This is a genomic window from Pantoea sp. EKM10T (assembly GCF_011800685.1).
Classification (GTDB): domain Bacteria; phylum Pseudomonadota; class Gammaproteobacteria; order Enterobacterales; family Enterobacteriaceae; genus Pantoea; species Pantoea agglomerans.
In genome coordinates this window covers 652008-667229 of record NZ_JAALEU010000001.1, presented here as the reverse complement: position 1 = coordinate 667229, position 15222 = coordinate 652008, and the positions used below count along the sequence as shown (strand labels likewise).

Genomic DNA, 15222 nt, shown 5'->3' with positions numbered 1-15222 from the left:
ATCGCAACCATGGAACCAATCTGACACTGCGCTGACTAATTTGCTGACTATACCGTTACGTTACCGTTTTCAGAACGTTAACCGGGCGAGTCTTACTTTTATTCAGCCAGAACGGCGTAGCCTTTGCGCAGAGGATGTCAGACATGCGGGTTTTAATTATTTGTCGGGATAATATTGGCGACACCTTACTGACCACGCCGCTGATCAGTGCGCTGGCGCAATCGGGGCAGCATCAGGTCGACGTGCTGACTAACAATTACGCTGCGCCAGTGTTGCAGCATAATCCCGATATCCGGCAGCTCTTCTATTACACTAAACTGCATCACCGTGAGGCAGGGCAGGGACGACTGGCCTGTGTATTACAGCGACTGAAGCTGATGCTGACCCTGAAAAAACAGCGTTACGATGTGGTGATTCTGGCAAAAAGCCGCTGGGATCAGCATGGCCTGAAGTGGGTTAAAACAGTGCGTCCTGCCAGAGTGATCGCCCTGGGCCATCCCCATCCGCTGATTACCGATCTGCTGCCGCAACCCAGCCAGTCGCCGTGTCATATCAGCGAAACCCTGTTTAGCCTGGGGCGGCCTTTCAATCTCAGCGCCACAGCGCCAGGCAAACTGACGCTGCTGCCGGATGCGGCAATCGCGGCCAGCCTGCGTGACAGCTGTGCGATTGATCCCGCTGTTCCGGTCTATGCATTGCAAATCAGCGCCCGCAAGCCGAGCCAGCAGTGGGAAGCCGCGCGGTTTGCCGGGCTGGCTGAAAAAATCGCGGCGCGTCATCCCTGCCAGATAATGCTGCTCTGGTCACCCGGTAGCCGTGATAATCCGCGTCATCCGGGAGATGATGAAAAAGCGCGTGAAATTATGGCGCTCTGCCCGCATCTGCCGATCAAAGCGGTGGCAACCACCAGCCTGCCGCAGTTGATTGCAGCAATGTCGTTGTGTCAGGGGCTGGTGAGCAGTGATGGCGGGGCAATGCACATTGGTGCGGCGCTGGGATTGCCGGTCGTCGCGCTGTTTGGCGACAGCGATCCGGCGTGCTGGCATCCGTGGCAGGTTAACTATCAGGTGCTGCAACCGGCGTCACGTGAGGTCAATGCGCTGAGCAGCAGCGAGGTCTACGACGCCTTCGCCCATACCATTACTCAGTAAGCCTCTTCAGGCCAGCGTCCCAGTCTGGCCGCTTCACACAGCATGGCGACCGTCAGTGGACGATAAGGCTGTGCTGTGCCCACAGTAAACCAGTTTGCCACTGCAAAGCGCCGTCGGCGCGGCTCCGGAAAATAGCGGGCGTCATCATACTGTTCTGAACAGACGCCGAAAGTGATAAAAAAATCACTCATCAGAATGGCAAAGTCCACTTCACTCAGCGGTAACTGCTGCAGATGAAATCCCGCCCGATCCACTTTCCGGAACCAGCCCAGTGCGGTTGGCTGATTGTGGTGCTCAATCAGCGCAATGATGGATTGAGAAAGGTCGTTCATTACCCCACCAGTTTCGCCACGGCCTGCCCGACCTCATCGGCCTTGATCGTTGCCATCGGATGCTGTGAGGCGGTTTTATCCGGGCGGTGAATAATGATGTGCCGATCGCTGTCCTGGCAGGGACCGGTATAACGCGGATTGGCGGTCGAGAACAGGCTGACCGTTGGCGTCTGTGCGGCCACGGCGATGTGCAATGGACCGGTGTCCCCGGTAACCAGCACATCCAGCGTGCGAATCAGGCTAATCAGGCCGCTGAGATTCGTTTTACCCGCCATCGGGGTCACACGCTGACGGTAGTGCAGGGGCAGGCTTTCAATAAATTCCTGCTCAAGAGGCTGCTCAGCGGCGGTGCCGGTAACGATAATTTCCGTGTCAGGCCAGCGTTCAAGCAAGGCTGTCGCCAGCTGGCTGAAGGAGGCCAGCGGCCAGCGGCGAATATCTTTTGATGCCCCTAACTGAAAACCGATACGGCGATGGTCAGCCTTTGCAGTCGGACTGTTGTTCAGTGCCGGAAGGTGCATCCGGGTCTGCTCTGTCTCTGCGCCAAGGACTTCAATCAGTTTCAGCTTACGCTTGATGGTATGGTCATCAAAATAGCCTGAATAGTGATCGAGATATTTATTTAGCAGAGGCGACTCGCGGCCGTAATGATCGCGCACAATTACCTTACTGCCGGTCAGTACCGAGCTCATAATATCGTAGGGGAAATGGGCGTGTAATATTACTGACAGGTCAGGTTTCTGACGGCGCAGTTTGAAAAAAAGTGGCAGGAAATTCGCCAGTTTGTTATCCCAGATATAGATCTTATCAAACCAGTTATAACGGCTGACGAGATCCTTATTTTTCTTGCTGGAAACCAGAATAAACTTGCTGGCGGGAAAGCGATTTTTCAGGCTCCAGATAGCCGGCGTATTCATCAGAAAGTCGCCCAGTGCCGTGGTGGAGTAAATCACCACTGTTTGTGGGGCCAGGTCGTGCAAGGCCTGTGGTTTTGTTCTGCTGGAAAATCGAGAATAGAGCGTTAAAAGTCGGTCTATCAGATAAATCTTTTTTTTCTTCACGTCTGAATTCTCTTAAACGTATCAATAATATTTAACAAAAGGTGTTGTGAGTTATTAGAGAATATTTCTGCGACTAAAGTTCATTATTAAGGTTTATTTTTTCGCTGCCGTAGAAATTTCGTTTAAATTGTTTCCACAATTTTAATGTTGTTTATTCTGGGTATATATACAGAATTGTGTAAAAGAAGTAAGAGATTATTAAAAAGAGATGGGATGATTCTTATAAAAAGGAAAGTATGGAAAATATTCTGATTCCGGCCATAACTAATAGCAGGTTAATTATTAGCGGAATTATTCTATGACTTCTATCTATTAAAAAACATGCGATAAAACAAACCCCGGCACGTGTGCCGGGGCAGGGTATTACGACTGTGGCTGACCCACCGGGCCTGAACCCAGCGTACCGCCCGGTGACGACTGACCGCTTGGTGCATGAGGGCGGCCATCATCTTTAATTGCGTCGCTCTTCTGCGAGCAGCCCGCCAGAGAGGTTAAGGTCGCTGCAACCAGCAGCAGGGCAGGAATTGTTTTCATAAGGTCACCTTGATGTTGTCAGAAAGAGACGAAACCAGACTAAGCATAGATACTTACCGCATTCTGGCCTGAAAAGGCTTATCTTTCAGATGTTTCTCAGCCGGCGGAAGGCGGCCTGGCAAAAAAAAACGGAAGCCAGTGGCTCCCGTTCTGTTGACGTTCAGCGCGATTACTTGCGGCCCAGCAGGAAGCCGATAAATACGCCAACGCCTGCAGCAACGGCCAGACCTGCAACAGGATTGGATTGAACCTGATCCTTGATACAGTCAGCAGCATCGCGGGCAGCATAGCTTGCCTGGTTGGTGTAACGGCGTGCTGCGCCTTTAGCCTGATGCTCAGATGAACCGGTTGCTGCACCCCATTGTTCCTGAACTGCGCCAGCGGCTTCTTTTACTTTATCTTCGATTTTTCCTGACATTTATTGCTCCTTGGTTTTGAGTGAGACCCTCAAAGCGTAGCAAAGATAGTGAATTCTGCTCCTCCAGCGGAGGAAAATGGGCTAAAAAATCATTTCTGGCTGTTAATGGCGCTGCGTTTGCGGGTAAGGGATTTACTGTCTAGCCTTTGGAAAGAGAGGCGCACTCAGGCGCTGCCACAGCCATAGTCAAAGCTACAGCCGGAGGATAAGCAATGAAACGTGATGCACTGAATGATGACGACTATGACGAAGTCTGCCGGGTCATTGGCGATGCGGTCATTGTGCTGTCGGAGCGCGGCCATGACACCCGCCGTGGCGAAATCTACGACCTGCTTAAACGTATACGTCAGCAGCGGGCCCACAGTGAACGGGATGAGCAGCGGATGCTGGATCATGCTATCCGGCTGATTAAGCCTGAGGTATAGCATAGTGCGGAAACGCTGCGCTACTGCAGCAGCACGCCCTGAATCAGACTGGCCTCAACAATCGTAACCTCATTAATTTTCAGCGCCTGCATATAACCTTCAACCAGTAAGAGATTGCTGACATCAGTAACCCGGTAGTCGCCCGGGAGTTCACTGTCGCCTTTCCAGACCTGCTGCTGCGACAGCTGACTTAATGTCGTCAGGCTGTAGCGATGGGGTTTGCCCGGTAACTGATTGCGGATTGAAAAACCATGTACGCCGCCGATGCCAATGACCCGACGGCTCGCCAGATCCTGTTTAATCTGCGGACTGACCTCATTAGCGGCATAAAATTGCACAAAGCGCAGTACCGACTGCCGCCAGGAGCCAATCGGATTAGGGGATTTGGCCTCCGGGCTGTTCTTCAGCACCGTCAGAATAAAGTTTTTCAGCGTCACCGAGGCCAGTTTGCCCTGATAGATATCTGCAACCGCCTGACCCGCCTGCTGTCGCCAGGCAGTCATCTGCATCGATCCCCCACCAATATCCCAGACCAGCAGCTGCTCATCACGGATCGCCGGATCGTTAAGCGCGGCTTTAGCGGAGAGGAAACCGAGTTTCGCTTCCTGCTGCTGCGAGATGATGCTGATTTGCGCACCGGTCTGGCGCTGCAACTGATCGATGACCGCCTGACCGTTGCTGGCGTTGCGGAACACCGCCGTGGCAACGCCGCTGATCCGCTGTGGATGAAAGCGCCGTGCCTGCGTTAAAAGCTGCTGCAGGGCGGCGGCACCTTCATGAGTCATCGCCGGGCTGAGCTGATTATCTGTTGAATGCGCTAAGGCCTCGTTCCAGGCCACGGCGCGCTGATCCTGATACAGCATCTTTTCGATGCGCAGCTGGCAGACATTGACACGGGCTACCGCAATTTTGGTGGTGCCGGAACCGATATCCAGACCGGCGCGAATTTGCTGGCAGCGATCGGCATGGACAGCAGCGGTAAAAAACAGTGAGCAGAACAGCGTGACAGCAGACAGCGCAGCAGAACGCATAGCGACTCCGGGGGCAATGAAGATCAGAGTGAACGGGCGGCGACGCAGGCCGGATAGACGCTCACCAGGAAGTGACGCAGATGATCAAAACACCATTCGGCGTCATCCGCCTGCGGGCAATAGAACTGAATGGTGATCTTTTCATAATCGCGCTGACGCTGGCGCAGCGGCGACCAGCTCCAGTCGAGTACCGAGCGGGCATAATTGACCAGCGTCTCGGCGGGCATCTGATGCTGCTGCTCCTGCCCGGTCAGGTAGCGATAAAAGTTCGCTTCCAGCTGCAGCGCCTCCTCAAAGCCGTGTTGCGGCAGGTCGGGACGAAAAGCCACATCGATAAAGCCACAGACCGCATCTGCCTGCTGCTGCCAGTCGCAGGCCAGGGTCATAAACAGCCCCTCCTGCAGATTGATCTCCTCGACCAGGCGCCGCAGATTCACTGAATGGTTCAGCACCGCGATCTCCTCAAGGCGACCGGTTTCCAGCGTCAGATCAAAGCCACAGGGATTCACGGAGCCATCCGCATTGCGGGTGGCGGGGAAGGGGAAGTCGATATAACCGTTGTTATCCAGACGCTTTTCCATCGGGGAGACCTGCTGCTTGACGTTTCCTGACAATAAACCATCTGGCAGCAGGATTCATCCCTTATGGACAGGTCCAGGTGATTTGGGTGTCCTGGTAAGGGTTGATCAGGCGGAACTGCTTATCTGACAGGCGCTGCGCGTAATAGCCCTCAGGCGTGACGGCGGAGGGAACATATTTAAAGCGATCCAGCGACTGCAGCGGGCCACTCTTAACGCTGACCTTATCCCGGGTCACGGTGAAGCTATTAACCAGATCAAAAATCACGCCCTGGGTATGCCCCATCGACTGACCATAAATTGTCGAGACCTCACCCGGACATTCCACCCCTTTCGGGCCAGATGAACATCCAGTCACCATCGCGATGAGGATAAAAATGCTGAGACGCATCATGATTTTCTACCTGCTTCAATCCCTGGGAGTTTCGTGGCGCAGAGTCTATCCTGCTGCGTCACTGATTACTTAATCATAGCAGTTTACGCTGCGCTTCCTGTTTGTGATTTGTTTAATCGTTAAGCAACAGGAATGTAAAAGGGTGACTTTGCTTATCAATAAACGTTATTCTTGGCTCCTTTGCGCACCACTTAGGCAAATTCAGGGATAAATGATGAACGAAGAAGAAGCAAGTCTAATGATTATTCGCCATGCGATTGACCAGTTAGAAGCCGATAAGAAGCAACAGGTGATCGCTTGTTCAGCGGATATACGTGCAGCAATGCAGGCTTACGATAGCGAGAATGCCGGGCTGGCACTGATGTTAGTGGCCGCCGAGGTAGCAGCCGAATAATCATATCCGGTCAGTGTGGCAGCCTGTTACGCTGGCCGGATTACTTTATTTTTTCTCAACTTTCAGATTACTTCGCACGCCGATTCTATCTTTCAATGGTCTTGCTGCGGGTTGCCCCGCGTCCCTTCTCTGTCCTGTGATGTGTTAAGCTAAAAAATCTCAATAAAATCAGCGGAGAAACAGCATGAAGGCAGCATTAATTGCCCTGGGCCTGCTGGCCTGTCACATCGCACCCGCCTGGAGCGAGACGGAATTTCAGCTTAACTGTCCCGGCCGGACAACCATGACCGTTTCGCGTGCCGAATATGGTTTAACCACGTTAATGTGGCCGCCGGGGCATTTCCAGATTGCCGCCGGTCAGCAGCGTACCCGTTTAGAGGCGGGTGATAAGGTGGCGATTACCCGCTTTCGCAATGGCGATCAGCTGATTGTGAACCAGCGCAACCAGGCGACCTTTTTTGTCTACCGCGACAGCGATAAACTGCTGCCCTGCAGCCGCAGCGAAAAACGCGATGTTGATGCGTTGAGCCTGGAGCGCTACGACGATCGTCAGCACTCCGACACTTAACCCCCGGAGCCACTATGCAACCCGAGATTACCGATAAGGTCACAACGCAGGATCTGGATGAAGTCAGGCTGGGTCTGACTGCGTTCAACAGCAAATATATTAATATTGATGAGATCAGATCGATCGGCGTGTTTATTCGTGATGACCAGGGCAGAAAGCTGGCCGGACTGACCGGATCAACCGCCGGAAACTGGCTGCGGATTGATATGCTGTGGGTGAGTGAGGCGCTACGCGGGCAGGGGGCGGGCAGCAAGCTGATGCAGGCGGCAGAGCAGGAGGCGCGGGATCGCGGCTGCCGCTTTGCCCAGGTGGATACCGCCAGTTTTCAGGCGCGACCGTTTTATGAAAAGCTCGGCTATACGCTGCGCTTCAGCCTGGATAACTATCCACGGCATCATCAGCGCCACTATCTGACGAAAGCCCTGTAATCAGAACAACGGTTGCTGACGCAAATCCAGCGGATGCTGTTCTGCTTCATCAATCGCGGCCAGCCAGCTCTGCAGCGTAACTTTTTTCCAGGAGAGATGCCCGCGCGTGGTACTCATCAGCACCACGTCGGGACGCAGGGAGCGGTAAAACTCCAGCGTCTGGCTCAGCTCAGCCGGATTACTGTCCGGCACCAGCACCGTGATCCAGCGGTCGTGCGAACGCGTCACGGTATCGCCGACAAACAGATAGGTCAGCCCCAGCGGCGAGGTGTAGAGATAGCTGCAACTGCCCGGTGTGTGTCCTGGCGTTGGCAGCAGATGGAAATCCCCGAAGTGCGTCTCCTGCTGCGAAAAGGTGTCATCAGGCTCAGCAAAACGGCTGATGGGGCCCAGCGATCGGCTATGGCAGTAAAGTGCGCTGCTGAAGCGCTGCTGGATCAGCGCCGCACCGGGCGCGGATTCATGCCAGTGGGTGAGGTAGTGGCGGATCACGCCGCCGGTATCGGCCATGACTTCATGATCGAGCGGATTTTCTACGCGGCCAATCAACAGATTGCCGCGCGGGTGACGCAGCATAAAGCCATGCATCATCAGGTCATTAACGGCATCTTCCACCGGAAATTCCGGGGTTGAGATCCACAAATCGTCATACAACGGCTTCAATGTCGATCTCCTGAAACAAACGCTATTCCCGCAGGACGGGATGCCCGGTCGCCTGCAAACGGGCGTGGCCCTGGCTGACCGCTAATCGTGCGCTGGCACCCAAAGGCAGTGTTACGGTGTCAGCGGCATGACCAAAATCTAATCCACAAATCAGCGGCAGACCGGTGGTGTCACGCAGTCGCTGCCAGACGGTGCTGAAGTCAAACCCGTTGTCATATTCTGTCAGGGCTGTACTGGTGAAGCTGCCGGTAACGATCGCCCGCTGTCGCGCCAGAATGCCGCTCTGCTGCAGCTGAATCAGCATGCGTTCAATGCGGAACGGATGCTCATTCACATCCTCAATCACCAGAATGCCGTTCTCAAACTGCGGCATCCACGGCGTGCCAATCAGTGAGCAGATCATCGCCAGATTCCCGCCCCACAGTGTACCCTGCCATTCACCCTCGTCAGGCGTTTCGCTTTGCCATGTCTCCTCTACTGTAGGTGAAGTCAGTGCCTGCCAGAAGTGGTGAAGGGTAAATTCAGATAAGGTCGCGGCGCCGAAGTTACCGGCCAGCATCGGTGCGCTGAAGGTAATCAGGCCGACCTGCGCCAGCAGCGCCAGCTGAATCGCGGTGAAGTCGCTGTGGCCGCACAGCGCCAGCGGCTGATTCAGCAGACGGCGTTGCAGGCCGATGTAGTCGATGGACTCCAGTAACCGGCTGGCACCATAACCGCCACGCACCGCCAGCACCACGTCGGGCAGCGTGCTGAGACTGGCAAGCTGGTTGATATCCGCCAGGCGCTCCGCGTCCGTACCGGCGAAGCGCTGAAAACGGCGGGTGATCACCTGCTCGTTCTCTACCTGATGGCCGGCCGCACGCAGTCGTGCAATGCCCTGCAGCGCCGCAGACTGATTGTGACAGTAACCGGAGGGGGAGATAAGACGAACTGAACGTGAAATCATCATACTTTCCTGCTGTTAGCGCCTGACTGACGGCGATGATGGCGAAAAGCGCCGCTGAAGTCACGGTACGCGCCGCATTTTCATGCATTTAGGATAAACGGTAATTTTGCTCTCAGGCTGCCTGGGTATGATAGCATTCGCCACAACAGCTACGAGATGAAAAATTGCTGAAAATCCGACACCTTATACTCTCAGCGTTACTCCTGACCGGCTGTGCCAGCGAGCCACCGCACCATGCCGTTAAGCAGCGCAACACGCCATTAACTCAGGCACCGCCGTCCAGCGTCAATGGCACCTGGGCGATGTTTACCGAAGATGCCGCCAGTCATTATGGCGTTGATGAGAAGTTGATCAGCGCCATTATCAGTGTCGAGTCGGGTGGAAATCCGGGCGTGGTGAGCCGTTCAAATGCGGTGGGGCTGATGCAGATTAAAGCTTCGACCGCCGGGCGCGAAGTCTATCGCACGCTGGGCCGTCGTGGTCAGCCGTCGAATGCCGAGTTGCGCGATCCGGCCAAAAATATTGATATCGGCACCGCCTATATCCGCATTCTGCAGAACTCCGCGCTGTCGGGCATCCGCGATCCGCTGACCCTGCGCTATGCCACCATCGTCTCTTATGCCAACGGCGCAGGGGCGTTACTGCGGACTTTCTCCAGCGATCGCGATCGGGCCATTGCGATGATCAATGCGATGTCACCGGATGAGTTCTATCAGCATGTGCAGAACAAGCATCCGGCGGCGCAGGCCCCGCGCTATCTGTGGAAAGTCACCACGGCTTACCGCACTATCTGACCGGTTGTGATGAATCCTGCGGCGTGAGCAGTAGCCGCGCCGTGGGATAGTCGATGATCAGCACCTTGATGTAGCCGCCCAGCAGCGCACCGCGAATCGCCTGCGCTTTCTCTCTTCCGCCTGCCAGCCCGACCACCTGTGGACACTGTTTCACCTGCGCCAGCTCCATACCAATCACCGGATCTTCTTCTGCTTTCAGCACCGGCTGTCCGCAGGCGTCGAAATAGTGCAGACAGATATCGCCTACCGCACCGCGCGCCGCCAGCGTCTGTAGCATCCTGCCATCGTAGTAGTTGCCCGAATTACGTAACAGCGCCGACGGCTCCAGATCGCCAATGCCGACAATCGCCAGGTCGACCTGCTCAAATTTACTCAGCACCTCGGCGACCTCCGCGTTGGCAGAGAGCCGCTGGCGATCGCTGACCGAATGCTCAATCGACTGCGACGGCAGCAGCCAGGCGGGGCAGTTCAGCAGCGCCGCCAGATTTTGCGTCAGAATCGTGGCCTGCACATTGCCGTTAGCCCCGACGCCACCCAGCAGCTGGATCACCCCTTTGCAGGCGCTGTTGAGCGGATGCAGCGCATCAACCATCGCCCGGATCGTGCCGCTCCATGACGAAATACCAATCAGCTCATCGTTTCGTAGTCGGGTCTCCAGATAGTGAGCGGCCGCCGATCCAATCGCCTGCTTAATCTGCAGCGACGACGCCTGGTCCGGCACATCCACCACAATCGCCTGCGGCAGGTTATAGGTCTGCTCAATGGCCTTTTCCAGCTCAGGGTAGACGTTGGCTGGTGGCACCACGCTGATCTTGACCACACCTTCTTTCACGCTGCGATTAAGAATGCGTGAGACAAACGACTGCGATAAGGTCAGCGACTGCGCAATCTCTGACTGCTTCAACCCTTCGACATAGTAAAGGGTGGCAATTTTCACCATCAGTCGCTGTTCATCCTGTTTTGCCATCGGTTTTTCCCTCTCTGATTCTGCCCGGTATTGTTAACCAGGATGATCAAAATCACAACGCAGGCTAATTTGTGATCGTTTTCGCTTTTTGACGATCGCGCATTGGACGGCACGTCAGCGCGGGCGCATAGTCATTATGCATATAAAATCGCGTGTGAATATATATTCAAGCGGAGAAAAATAATGACTCGTCCTCTGATCAAACTGACCCTGCTCGCATCGATGCTCGCCTTTTCAGCGACCGCGCTGGCGGCAGAGCAAGGCCTGCTGGCGATTATCACCCCATCCCATGACAACCCGTTCTTTAAAGCCGAGGCGGAAGGGGCCTTAGCGAAAGCCAAAGAGCTGGGTTACGCCACGCTGGTGGCGTCGCACGATGATGACGTAAACAAGCAAAACCAGCTGATTGAGACCGCGATTGCGCGCAAAGCCAAAGCGATCATTCTTGATAACGCTGGTGCCGACGCCACCGTCGGGCCGGTGCAGAAAGCCAAAGATGCCGGGATCCCGACCTTCCTGATTGACCGGGAGATCAACAAAACCGGCATCGCGGTAGCGCAGATCGTCTCTAACAACTATCAGGGGGCGCAGCTGGGCGCGGAGAAATTTGCGAAATTGCTGGGCGGCAAAGGGGACTATGTTGAACTGCTGGGCAAAGAGTCTGACACCAACGCGGGCGTGCGGTCGCAGGGCTATCACGATGTGCTGGATGACTACAGCGACATGAAAATGGTGGCTCAGCAGAGCGCCAACTGGAGCCAGACCGAAGCCTTCAGCCGCATGGAAACCCTGCTGCAGAAACACCCCAACATCGTGGGCGTCATCTCCGGTAACGACACCATGGCGCTGGGTGCCGAAGCCGCGCTGAAAGCCGCCGGGAAAACATCGGTGATCGTGGTGGGCTTTGATGGCAGCGACTACACCCGGGATTCGATCCTCAACAAAGGCAATATTAAAGCGACGGTGCTGCAGCCGGGCTGGGATCAGGCGCAGATGGCGGTCACGCAGGCGGATTACTACCTGAAGAACGGCAAAGCGCAGAAACAGGAGAAGCAGCTGATGGACTGCGTGCTGATTGACGACAGCAACGCCGCTAAGCTGAAAAACTTCAGCCTGGCGAAATAACCATGAAACGGATGCTGGCGGTATTGACCGGTATGGCGCTGCTCAGCGCCTGCACCGTGGTGGATCTGGATGCGGACGGTAAGCCGATCCTGCCGAAGGATCCGCACGCGAAACCCAGCTATACCACCCAGACACCGCAGCAGATTGCGGAAGAGACCTGGCAGCCGCGCGTGATGACCACCGCGAACAGCCATGCGCTGAGCTGGGCCGACATGGAGGCGAAAAGTCAGACGGTCAAACCCGGCGGGCGCGAAAGCGTCTTCGTGCGAGCCGGGGGTAAAGCCAGCGCCTTTGATGAGAGTAACCCGCGTGAACGCACGCTGACGCTGATGATTAACGGCAAGCCGGTGGCGGTCAGTGTCGGGCCGGTGCTGCGCAGTAACGCTATCCGGGATGCCGTCGGTTTCCGTTTCGAAGAGTTTACCAATCAGGTGCAGTACGCCCAGCTGACGCGGGCGCTGAACCGTCACGCGGTGAAGCAACTGCCACCGCTGGATGCCAGCTGGGTCAACCAGCCGGTGCAGGCGCTGCTGGCCGTAACCATCGGGCAGAACAGCGTTGAAGATGTGGTAGCGGTTGAGCTGAAGCGGGGGACGCCCTGATGGACGATGAGATCATTCTGCGGGCCGAACAGATATCGATGCTGTTTCCCGGCACGCTGGCGCTGGATCGCGTCGATTATCGGGTCTGGCGCGGCAAAGTTAACGTCATCATCGGTGAGAATGGGGCGGGAAAATCGACCCTGATGAAAATTCTGGCCGGGGTACAGCAGCCCACGGCCGGTTCGCTGTTCCTGAATGGCGAGCCGCTGACGCTGAGCAGCACCCGCGACGCCGCCCGGCACGGCATCGGCATGGTGCACCAGGAGCTGAATCTGTTTGAGAACCTGACGGTGGCTGAAAACCTGTTTCTGGGCCGGGAGATCCAGCGCGGCCTGGCCCCGATCAACGAGGCAGAGCAGGCTCGCCGCACCGCCGCGCTGATGGCGCGCCTCGATCAGCCGATTTCACCCCATGAGCGGGTCGGTAATCTCAAAGTGGGTCAGCAGCAGCTGGTCGAGATTGCCAAAGCGCTGGCGGAAGATGCGGACATCCTGATCCTCGACGAGCCGACCTCGGCGCTGAGCAAAACCGAAGTGGAGATCCTGTTCCGGGTGATCCGCGACCTGACGCAGCAGGGCGTTACCGTGATTTACATCTCCCACCGGCTGGAAGAGCTGATGGCAATTGGCGACGTGATCACCATTCTGCGCGACGGGCGCTTCCAGGCAGAAGCGCCGGTCAGCAGCATCGATGTGCCGTGGATCGTGCGTGAGATGCTGGGCAGTGAACCGGTCACCACCTTCCTGCCGGAAGCGCGTGAGTTTGGCGCGCCGGTGCTGGAGGCGCAGCACATTACCTGCGTCAGCCCCAATGGCAATACCCTGGTGGATGACGTCAGTTTTCAGGTGCGGGCCGGGGAAATTGTCGGGATTTACGGGCTGATGGGCGCAGGCCGCACCGAGCTGTTTGAGTGTCTGCTTGGCAGTCAGCGCCACTATCTGGGCAAGCTGTGGCTCGACAGCAAACCGCTGCCGACCCGTCTGCCCACCGCTGACCGTATCCGCATGGGCATGAGTCTGGTGCCGGAAGATCGCAAACGCGCCGGGATTTTCCCGGTCTCATCGGTCGCCAGTAATCTCACCATCGCCAGCCTGTGGCGGCGTCTGTCGCATCGCTTTGCCATTGCCCATCAGGCGGAGCAGCAGGCGGTAAGCCAGACGGTGGGCAACCTGGCGATCAAAATCTCCTCGCCGGACGTGGCCATTAGCGCGCTGAGTGGTGGCAACCAGCAGAAAGTGGTGATTGGCCGCGCGCTGCTGACCAATCCGCGTCTGCTGCTGCTGGATGAGCCGAGTCGCGGCATTGATGTCGGTGCAAAAGCAGAGGTATTTCGCATGATGGTGGCGCTGTCGCAGCAGGGCATTGCAGTACTGTTCTCCACCTCGGACCTGAAAGAGATTATGGCGGTAGCCGATCGCATCCTGGTGATGTCGGGCGGCAAACTTACGGCTGATCTTCCCCGCGACCAGGCGGAAGAGGCAGCGCTGGTGAAAGCAAGTGCGCAGGGGTTCTGAGCATGAAAAGCAATGACAGCGTCGCGCTGACCACACTTCCGGCTAAGGCGTTCAGTTCACGTGAAAGCATTCTGCTGCTGCTTCTGAAGCTGCGCACTTTTATTGCGCTGATTCTGATCGTCGGCTTCTTCGCCATCACCGTGCCGGACTTTCTCGCCACCGGCAGCCTGGTGATCATGGTGAAACATATCGCCATCAACGCCTTTCTGGCGCTGGGCATCACCTTTGTCATTATCACCGCGGGAATTGACCTGTCGATTGGGGCGACGCTGGGACTGTGCGGCATGATCGCCGGCTGGCTGATTACCAAAGGCATTGTGCTGCCGATGTTTGGCATCGCCATCTTCCCCAGCGTCTGGGTGATAGTGCCGGTGGTGCTGCTGATCGGCGCGCTGATTGGCGCGGGCAACGGCTGGATCATTACCCGCTACAACGTGGCACCCTTTATCTGCACCCTCGGCACCATGTATATCCTGCGCGGCGCGGCGATGCTCACCTCCGGCGGCGAGACCTTTCCTGGTCTGCAGGGGAATCCGCTGCTGGGCAATACCGGTTTCGATCGGATTGGTGCCGGAACCTTTCTCGGGCTGCCTTACGCCATCTGGATGATGGTGGTGCTGGCGCTGGTGATCGCCTACATCGCCCGTCGCCTGCCGTTTGGCCGTCAGGTCTATGCCATCGGAGACAATGAACGTGCCGCTGAACTGTCGGGTGTGAAAACCCGGCAGGTAAAAATTCTGGTCTACACCCTGTCAGGATTCTGCGCGGCGATTGCTGGCATCGTGGTCTCATCGCAACTGGTCGCCAGCCATCCGGCTAACGGCACCGCGTTTGAGATGAATGCCATTGCCGCCGTGGTGCTGGGTGGCACGTCGCTGGCGGGCGGACGCGGCACCATCCTCGGCACGCTGATTGGTGCCTTCGTTATTGGCTTTCTGGCGGATGGCCTGATCATGATGGGTGTCAGTGAATTCTGGCAGATGGTGATCAAAGGCATCGTGATTATCATCGCGGTGATCATCGACCAGACCCAGAGCCGGATGCAGCAGAAGGCGGCCGTGGTGGCTCAGAAAGCGTTAATCGAGGAGGGGACACCGGCAAAACCCTGACGGGAAAGTGCGTTGAACCGGACAGCGGGTGCCGCTGAGTGATTCCTGGCAGTGGACGGCCTGCCCGGTTTAATGGGCAGAGTAGTGAACAAAGGGCGGTTCAGTTTATTAGCCCCCTTTTTTTCAGGCACAAAATTTTTTAACCGACGTGAATATATATTCATAACCGATTTAAAATTCAGAGGTAG

General features: G+C 56.2%; 20 protein-coding genes. 10 read left to right on the top strand and 10 right to left on the bottom strand.

Going from position 1 to position 15222, the window contains the following annotated elements; translation table 11 throughout:
• Nucleotides 1-143: 143 nt before the first annotated feature.
• Nucleotides 144-1151: a glycosyltransferase family 9 protein gene (locus HFD95_RS03135; protein WP_163762925.1), complete on the top strand. Its 1008-nt coding sequence runs from the start codon at nucleotides 144-146 to the stop codon at nucleotides 1149-1151.
• On the opposite strand, the gene HFD95_RS03130 is transcribed toward HFD95_RS03135, so the two are convergent.
• The 4 genes from HFD95_RS03130 to HFD95_RS03115 form a co-directional block, all read right to left on the bottom strand.
• Nucleotides 1145-1483 (bottom strand): DUF1493 family protein, encoded by a 339-nt coding sequence (locus HFD95_RS03130; RefSeq protein WP_163762926.1) that lies wholly within the window; start codon nucleotides 1481-1483, stop codon nucleotides 1145-1147. The two genes, HFD95_RS03135 and HFD95_RS03130, sit on opposite strands and share 7 nt — an antisense overlap.
• Nucleotides 1483-2544, bottom strand: coding sequence for a glycosyltransferase family 9 protein (locus HFD95_RS03125; RefSeq protein WP_010246242.1), 1062 nt, complete (start codon nucleotides 2542-2544; stop codon nucleotides 1483-1485). Before HFD95_RS03125 ends, HFD95_RS03130 begins: the two co-directional genes overlap by 1 nt.
• Nucleotides 2545-2907: 363 nt before the next feature.
• The gene (locus HFD95_RS03120) at nucleotides 2908-3078 is read right to left on the bottom strand and encodes a hypothetical protein (protein WP_010246238.1); all 171 of its coding nucleotides are present in this window, start codon (nucleotides 3076-3078) and stop codon (nucleotides 2908-2910) included.
• Between the two features lie 169 nt (nucleotides 3079-3247).
• Nucleotides 3248-3496: a YqjD family protein gene (locus HFD95_RS03115; protein ID WP_010246235.1), complete on the bottom strand. Its 249-nt coding sequence runs from the start codon at nucleotides 3494-3496 to the stop codon at nucleotides 3248-3250.
• Nucleotides 3497-3708: 212 nt separating this feature from the next.
• Between HFD95_RS03115 and HFD95_RS03110 the strand changes: the two genes are divergently transcribed.
• Nucleotides 3709-3921, top strand: a complete 213-nt coding sequence (locus HFD95_RS03110; RefSeq protein WP_010246232.1) for a DUF2767 family protein — start codon at nucleotides 3709-3711, stop codon at nucleotides 3919-3921.
• Nucleotides 3922-3941: 20 nt separating this feature from the next.
• On the opposite strand, the gene HFD95_RS03105 is transcribed toward HFD95_RS03110, so the two are convergent.
• The 3 genes from HFD95_RS03105 to HFD95_RS03095 all read right to left on the bottom strand — a co-directional run bounded on the left by HFD95_RS03105 (nucleotide 3942) and on the right by HFD95_RS03095 (nucleotide 5924).
• Nucleotides 3942-4952: a Ppx/GppA phosphatase family protein gene (locus HFD95_RS03105; RefSeq protein WP_167429818.1), complete on the bottom strand. Its 1011-nt coding sequence runs from the start codon at nucleotides 4950-4952 to the stop codon at nucleotides 3942-3944.
• 23 nt (nucleotides 4953-4975) lie between these two features.
• Entirely contained in the window at nucleotides 4976-5533 is a 558-nt protein-coding gene (locus HFD95_RS03100) for a hypothetical protein (RefSeq protein WP_022625839.1), read from the bottom strand.
• A gap of 61 nt (nucleotides 5534-5594) precedes the next feature.
• Nucleotides 5595-5924 (bottom strand): hypothetical protein, encoded by a 330-nt coding sequence (locus HFD95_RS03095; RefSeq protein WP_010246223.1) that lies wholly within the window; start codon nucleotides 5922-5924, stop codon nucleotides 5595-5597.
• 214 nt (nucleotides 5925-6138) lie between these two features.
• Here HFD95_RS03095 and HFD95_RS03090 point away from each other — a divergent pair, with 214 nt between their 5' ends.
• From HFD95_RS03090 to HFD95_RS03080, 3 genes are all read left to right on the top strand, one after another.
• Nucleotides 6139-6318 (top strand): hypothetical protein, encoded by a 180-nt coding sequence (locus HFD95_RS03090; RefSeq protein ID WP_010246220.1) that lies wholly within the window; start codon nucleotides 6139-6141, stop codon nucleotides 6316-6318.
• A gap of 184 nt (nucleotides 6319-6502) precedes the next feature.
• Nucleotides 6503-6886 carry a hypothetical protein gene (locus HFD95_RS03085; RefSeq protein WP_033757330.1) on the top strand — a complete coding sequence of 128 codons (384 nt, stop codon included), beginning with the start codon at nucleotides 6503-6505 and terminating at the stop codon, nucleotides 6884-6886.
• A 14-nt stretch (nucleotides 6887-6900) separates the two neighbouring features.
• Complete coding sequence (locus tag HFD95_RS03080) at nucleotides 6901-7314, top strand: N-acetyltransferase (protein WP_010669877.1); 414 nt, start codon at nucleotides 6901-6903, stop codon at nucleotides 7312-7314.
• Here HFD95_RS03080 and HFD95_RS03075 read toward each other — a convergent pair whose 3' ends face one another.
• Both HFD95_RS03075 and ldcA read right to left on the bottom strand, forming a co-directional pair.
• Nucleotides 7315-7977, bottom strand: coding sequence for an MBL fold metallo-hydrolase (locus HFD95_RS03075; protein ID WP_010246210.1), 663 nt, complete (start codon nucleotides 7975-7977; stop codon nucleotides 7315-7317).
• A gap of 22 nt (nucleotides 7978-7999) precedes the next feature.
• Nucleotides 8000-8923: a muramoyltetrapeptide carboxypeptidase gene (gene ldcA, locus HFD95_RS03070; RefSeq protein WP_181955248.1), complete on the bottom strand. Its 924-nt coding sequence runs from the start codon at nucleotides 8921-8923 to the stop codon at nucleotides 8000-8002.
• A gap of 164 nt (nucleotides 8924-9087) precedes the next feature.
• On the opposite strand from ldcA, the gene emtA reads away from it, so the two are divergent.
• Entirely contained in the window at nucleotides 9088-9717 is a 630-nt protein-coding gene (gene emtA, locus HFD95_RS03065) for a membrane-bound lytic murein transglycosylase EmtA (protein WP_010246204.1), read from the top strand.
• Here emtA and HFD95_RS03060 read toward each other — a convergent pair.
• A complete protein-coding gene (locus HFD95_RS03060) occupies nucleotides 9710-10684 on the bottom strand; it encodes a sugar-binding transcriptional regulator (protein WP_010246202.1) in 975 nt (324 codons plus the stop codon). The two genes, emtA and HFD95_RS03060, sit on opposite strands and share 8 nt — an antisense overlap.
• A 183-nt stretch (nucleotides 10685-10867) precedes the next feature.
• Here HFD95_RS03060 and HFD95_RS03055 point away from each other — a divergent pair, with 183 nt between their 5' ends.
• The 4 genes from HFD95_RS03055 to HFD95_RS03040 are packed head-to-tail and all read left to right on the top strand — an operon-like array spanning nucleotide 10868 to nucleotide 15034.
• Nucleotides 10868-11809 carry a D-ribose ABC transporter substrate-binding protein gene (locus tag HFD95_RS03055; RefSeq protein WP_167429816.1) on the top strand — a complete coding sequence of 314 codons (942 nt, stop codon included), beginning with the start codon at nucleotides 10868-10870 and terminating at the stop codon, nucleotides 11807-11809.
• A 2-nt stretch (nucleotides 11810-11811) separates the two neighbouring features.
• On the top strand, nucleotides 11812-12411 hold the full coding sequence (locus tag HFD95_RS03050; protein WP_022625835.1) for a DUF2291 family protein: 600 nt from the start codon (nucleotides 11812-11814) through the stop codon (nucleotides 12409-12411).
• On the top strand, nucleotides 12411-13925 hold the full coding sequence (locus tag HFD95_RS03045) for a sugar ABC transporter ATP-binding protein (protein ID WP_022625834.1): 1515 nt from the start codon (nucleotides 12411-12413) through the stop codon (nucleotides 13923-13925). Before HFD95_RS03050 ends, HFD95_RS03045 begins: the two co-directional genes overlap by 1 nt.
• Before the next feature lie 2 nt (nucleotides 13926-13927).
• On the top strand, nucleotides 13928-15034 hold the full coding sequence (locus tag HFD95_RS03040) for an ABC transporter permease (RefSeq protein ID WP_010246189.1): 1107 nt from the start codon (nucleotides 13928-13930) through the stop codon (nucleotides 15032-15034).
• The last annotated feature ends 188 nt before the right edge of the window (nucleotides 15035-15222 follow it).

Bases quoted from the DNA above. Each gene is read 5' to 3' on its own strand.
- HFD95_RS03080 (WP_010669877.1), top strand. From the start codon at position 6,901: ATGCAACCCGAGATTACCGATAAGGTCACAACGCAGGATCTGGATGAA.
- HFD95_RS03085 (WP_033757330.1), top strand. From the start codon at position 6,503: ATGAAGGCAGCATTAATTGCCCTGGGCCTGCTGGCCTGTCACATCGCA.
- HFD95_RS03040 (WP_010246189.1), top strand. From the start codon at position 13,928: ATGAAAAGCAATGACAGCGTCGCGCTGACCACACTTCCGGCTAAGGCG.
- HFD95_RS03055 (WP_167429816.1), top strand. From the start codon at position 10,868: ATGACTCGTCCTCTGATCAAACTGACCCTGCTCGCATCGATGCTCGCC.
- HFD95_RS03105 (WP_167429818.1), bottom strand. From the start codon at position 4,952: ATGCGTTCTGCTGCGCTGTCTGCTGTCACGCTGTTCTGCTCACTGTTT.
- HFD95_RS03120 (WP_010246238.1), bottom strand. From the start codon at position 3,078: ATGAAAACAATTCCTGCCCTGCTGCTGGTTGCAGCGACCTTAACCTCT.
- ldcA (WP_181955248.1), bottom strand. From the start codon at position 8,923: ATGATTTCACGTTCAGTTCGTCTTATCTCCCCCTCCGGTTACTGTCAC.
- HFD95_RS03045 (WP_022625834.1), top strand. From the start codon at position 12,411: ATGGACGATGAGATCATTCTGCGGGCCGAACAGATATCGATGCTGTTT.
- HFD95_RS03110 (WP_010246232.1), top strand. From the start codon at position 3,709: ATGAAACGTGATGCACTGAATGATGACGACTATGACGAAGTCTGCCGG.
- HFD95_RS03135 (WP_163762925.1), top strand. From the start codon at position 144: ATGCGGGTTTTAATTATTTGTCGGGATAATATTGGCGACACCTTACTG.
- HFD95_RS03115 (WP_010246235.1), bottom strand. From the start codon at position 3,496: ATGTCAGGAAAAATCGAAGATAAAGTAAAAGAAGCCGCTGGCGCAGTT.
- HFD95_RS03100 (WP_022625839.1), bottom strand. From the start codon at position 5,533: ATGGAAAAGCGTCTGGATAACAACGGTTATATCGACTTCCCCTTCCCC.
- HFD95_RS03130 (WP_163762926.1), bottom strand. From the start codon at position 1,483: ATGAACGACCTTTCTCAATCCATCATTGCGCTGATTGAGCACCACAAT.
- HFD95_RS03060 (WP_010246202.1), bottom strand. From the start codon at position 10,684: ATGGCAAAACAGGATGAACAGCGACTGATGGTGAAAATTGCCACCCTT.
- HFD95_RS03050 (WP_022625835.1), top strand. From the start codon at position 11,812: ATGAAACGGATGCTGGCGGTATTGACCGGTATGGCGCTGCTCAGCGCC.
- HFD95_RS03090 (WP_010246220.1), top strand. From the start codon at position 6,139: ATGAACGAAGAAGAAGCAAGTCTAATGATTATTCGCCATGCGATTGAC.
- HFD95_RS03095 (WP_010246223.1), bottom strand. From the start codon at position 5,924: ATGATGCGTCTCAGCATTTTTATCCTCATCGCGATGGTGACTGGATGT.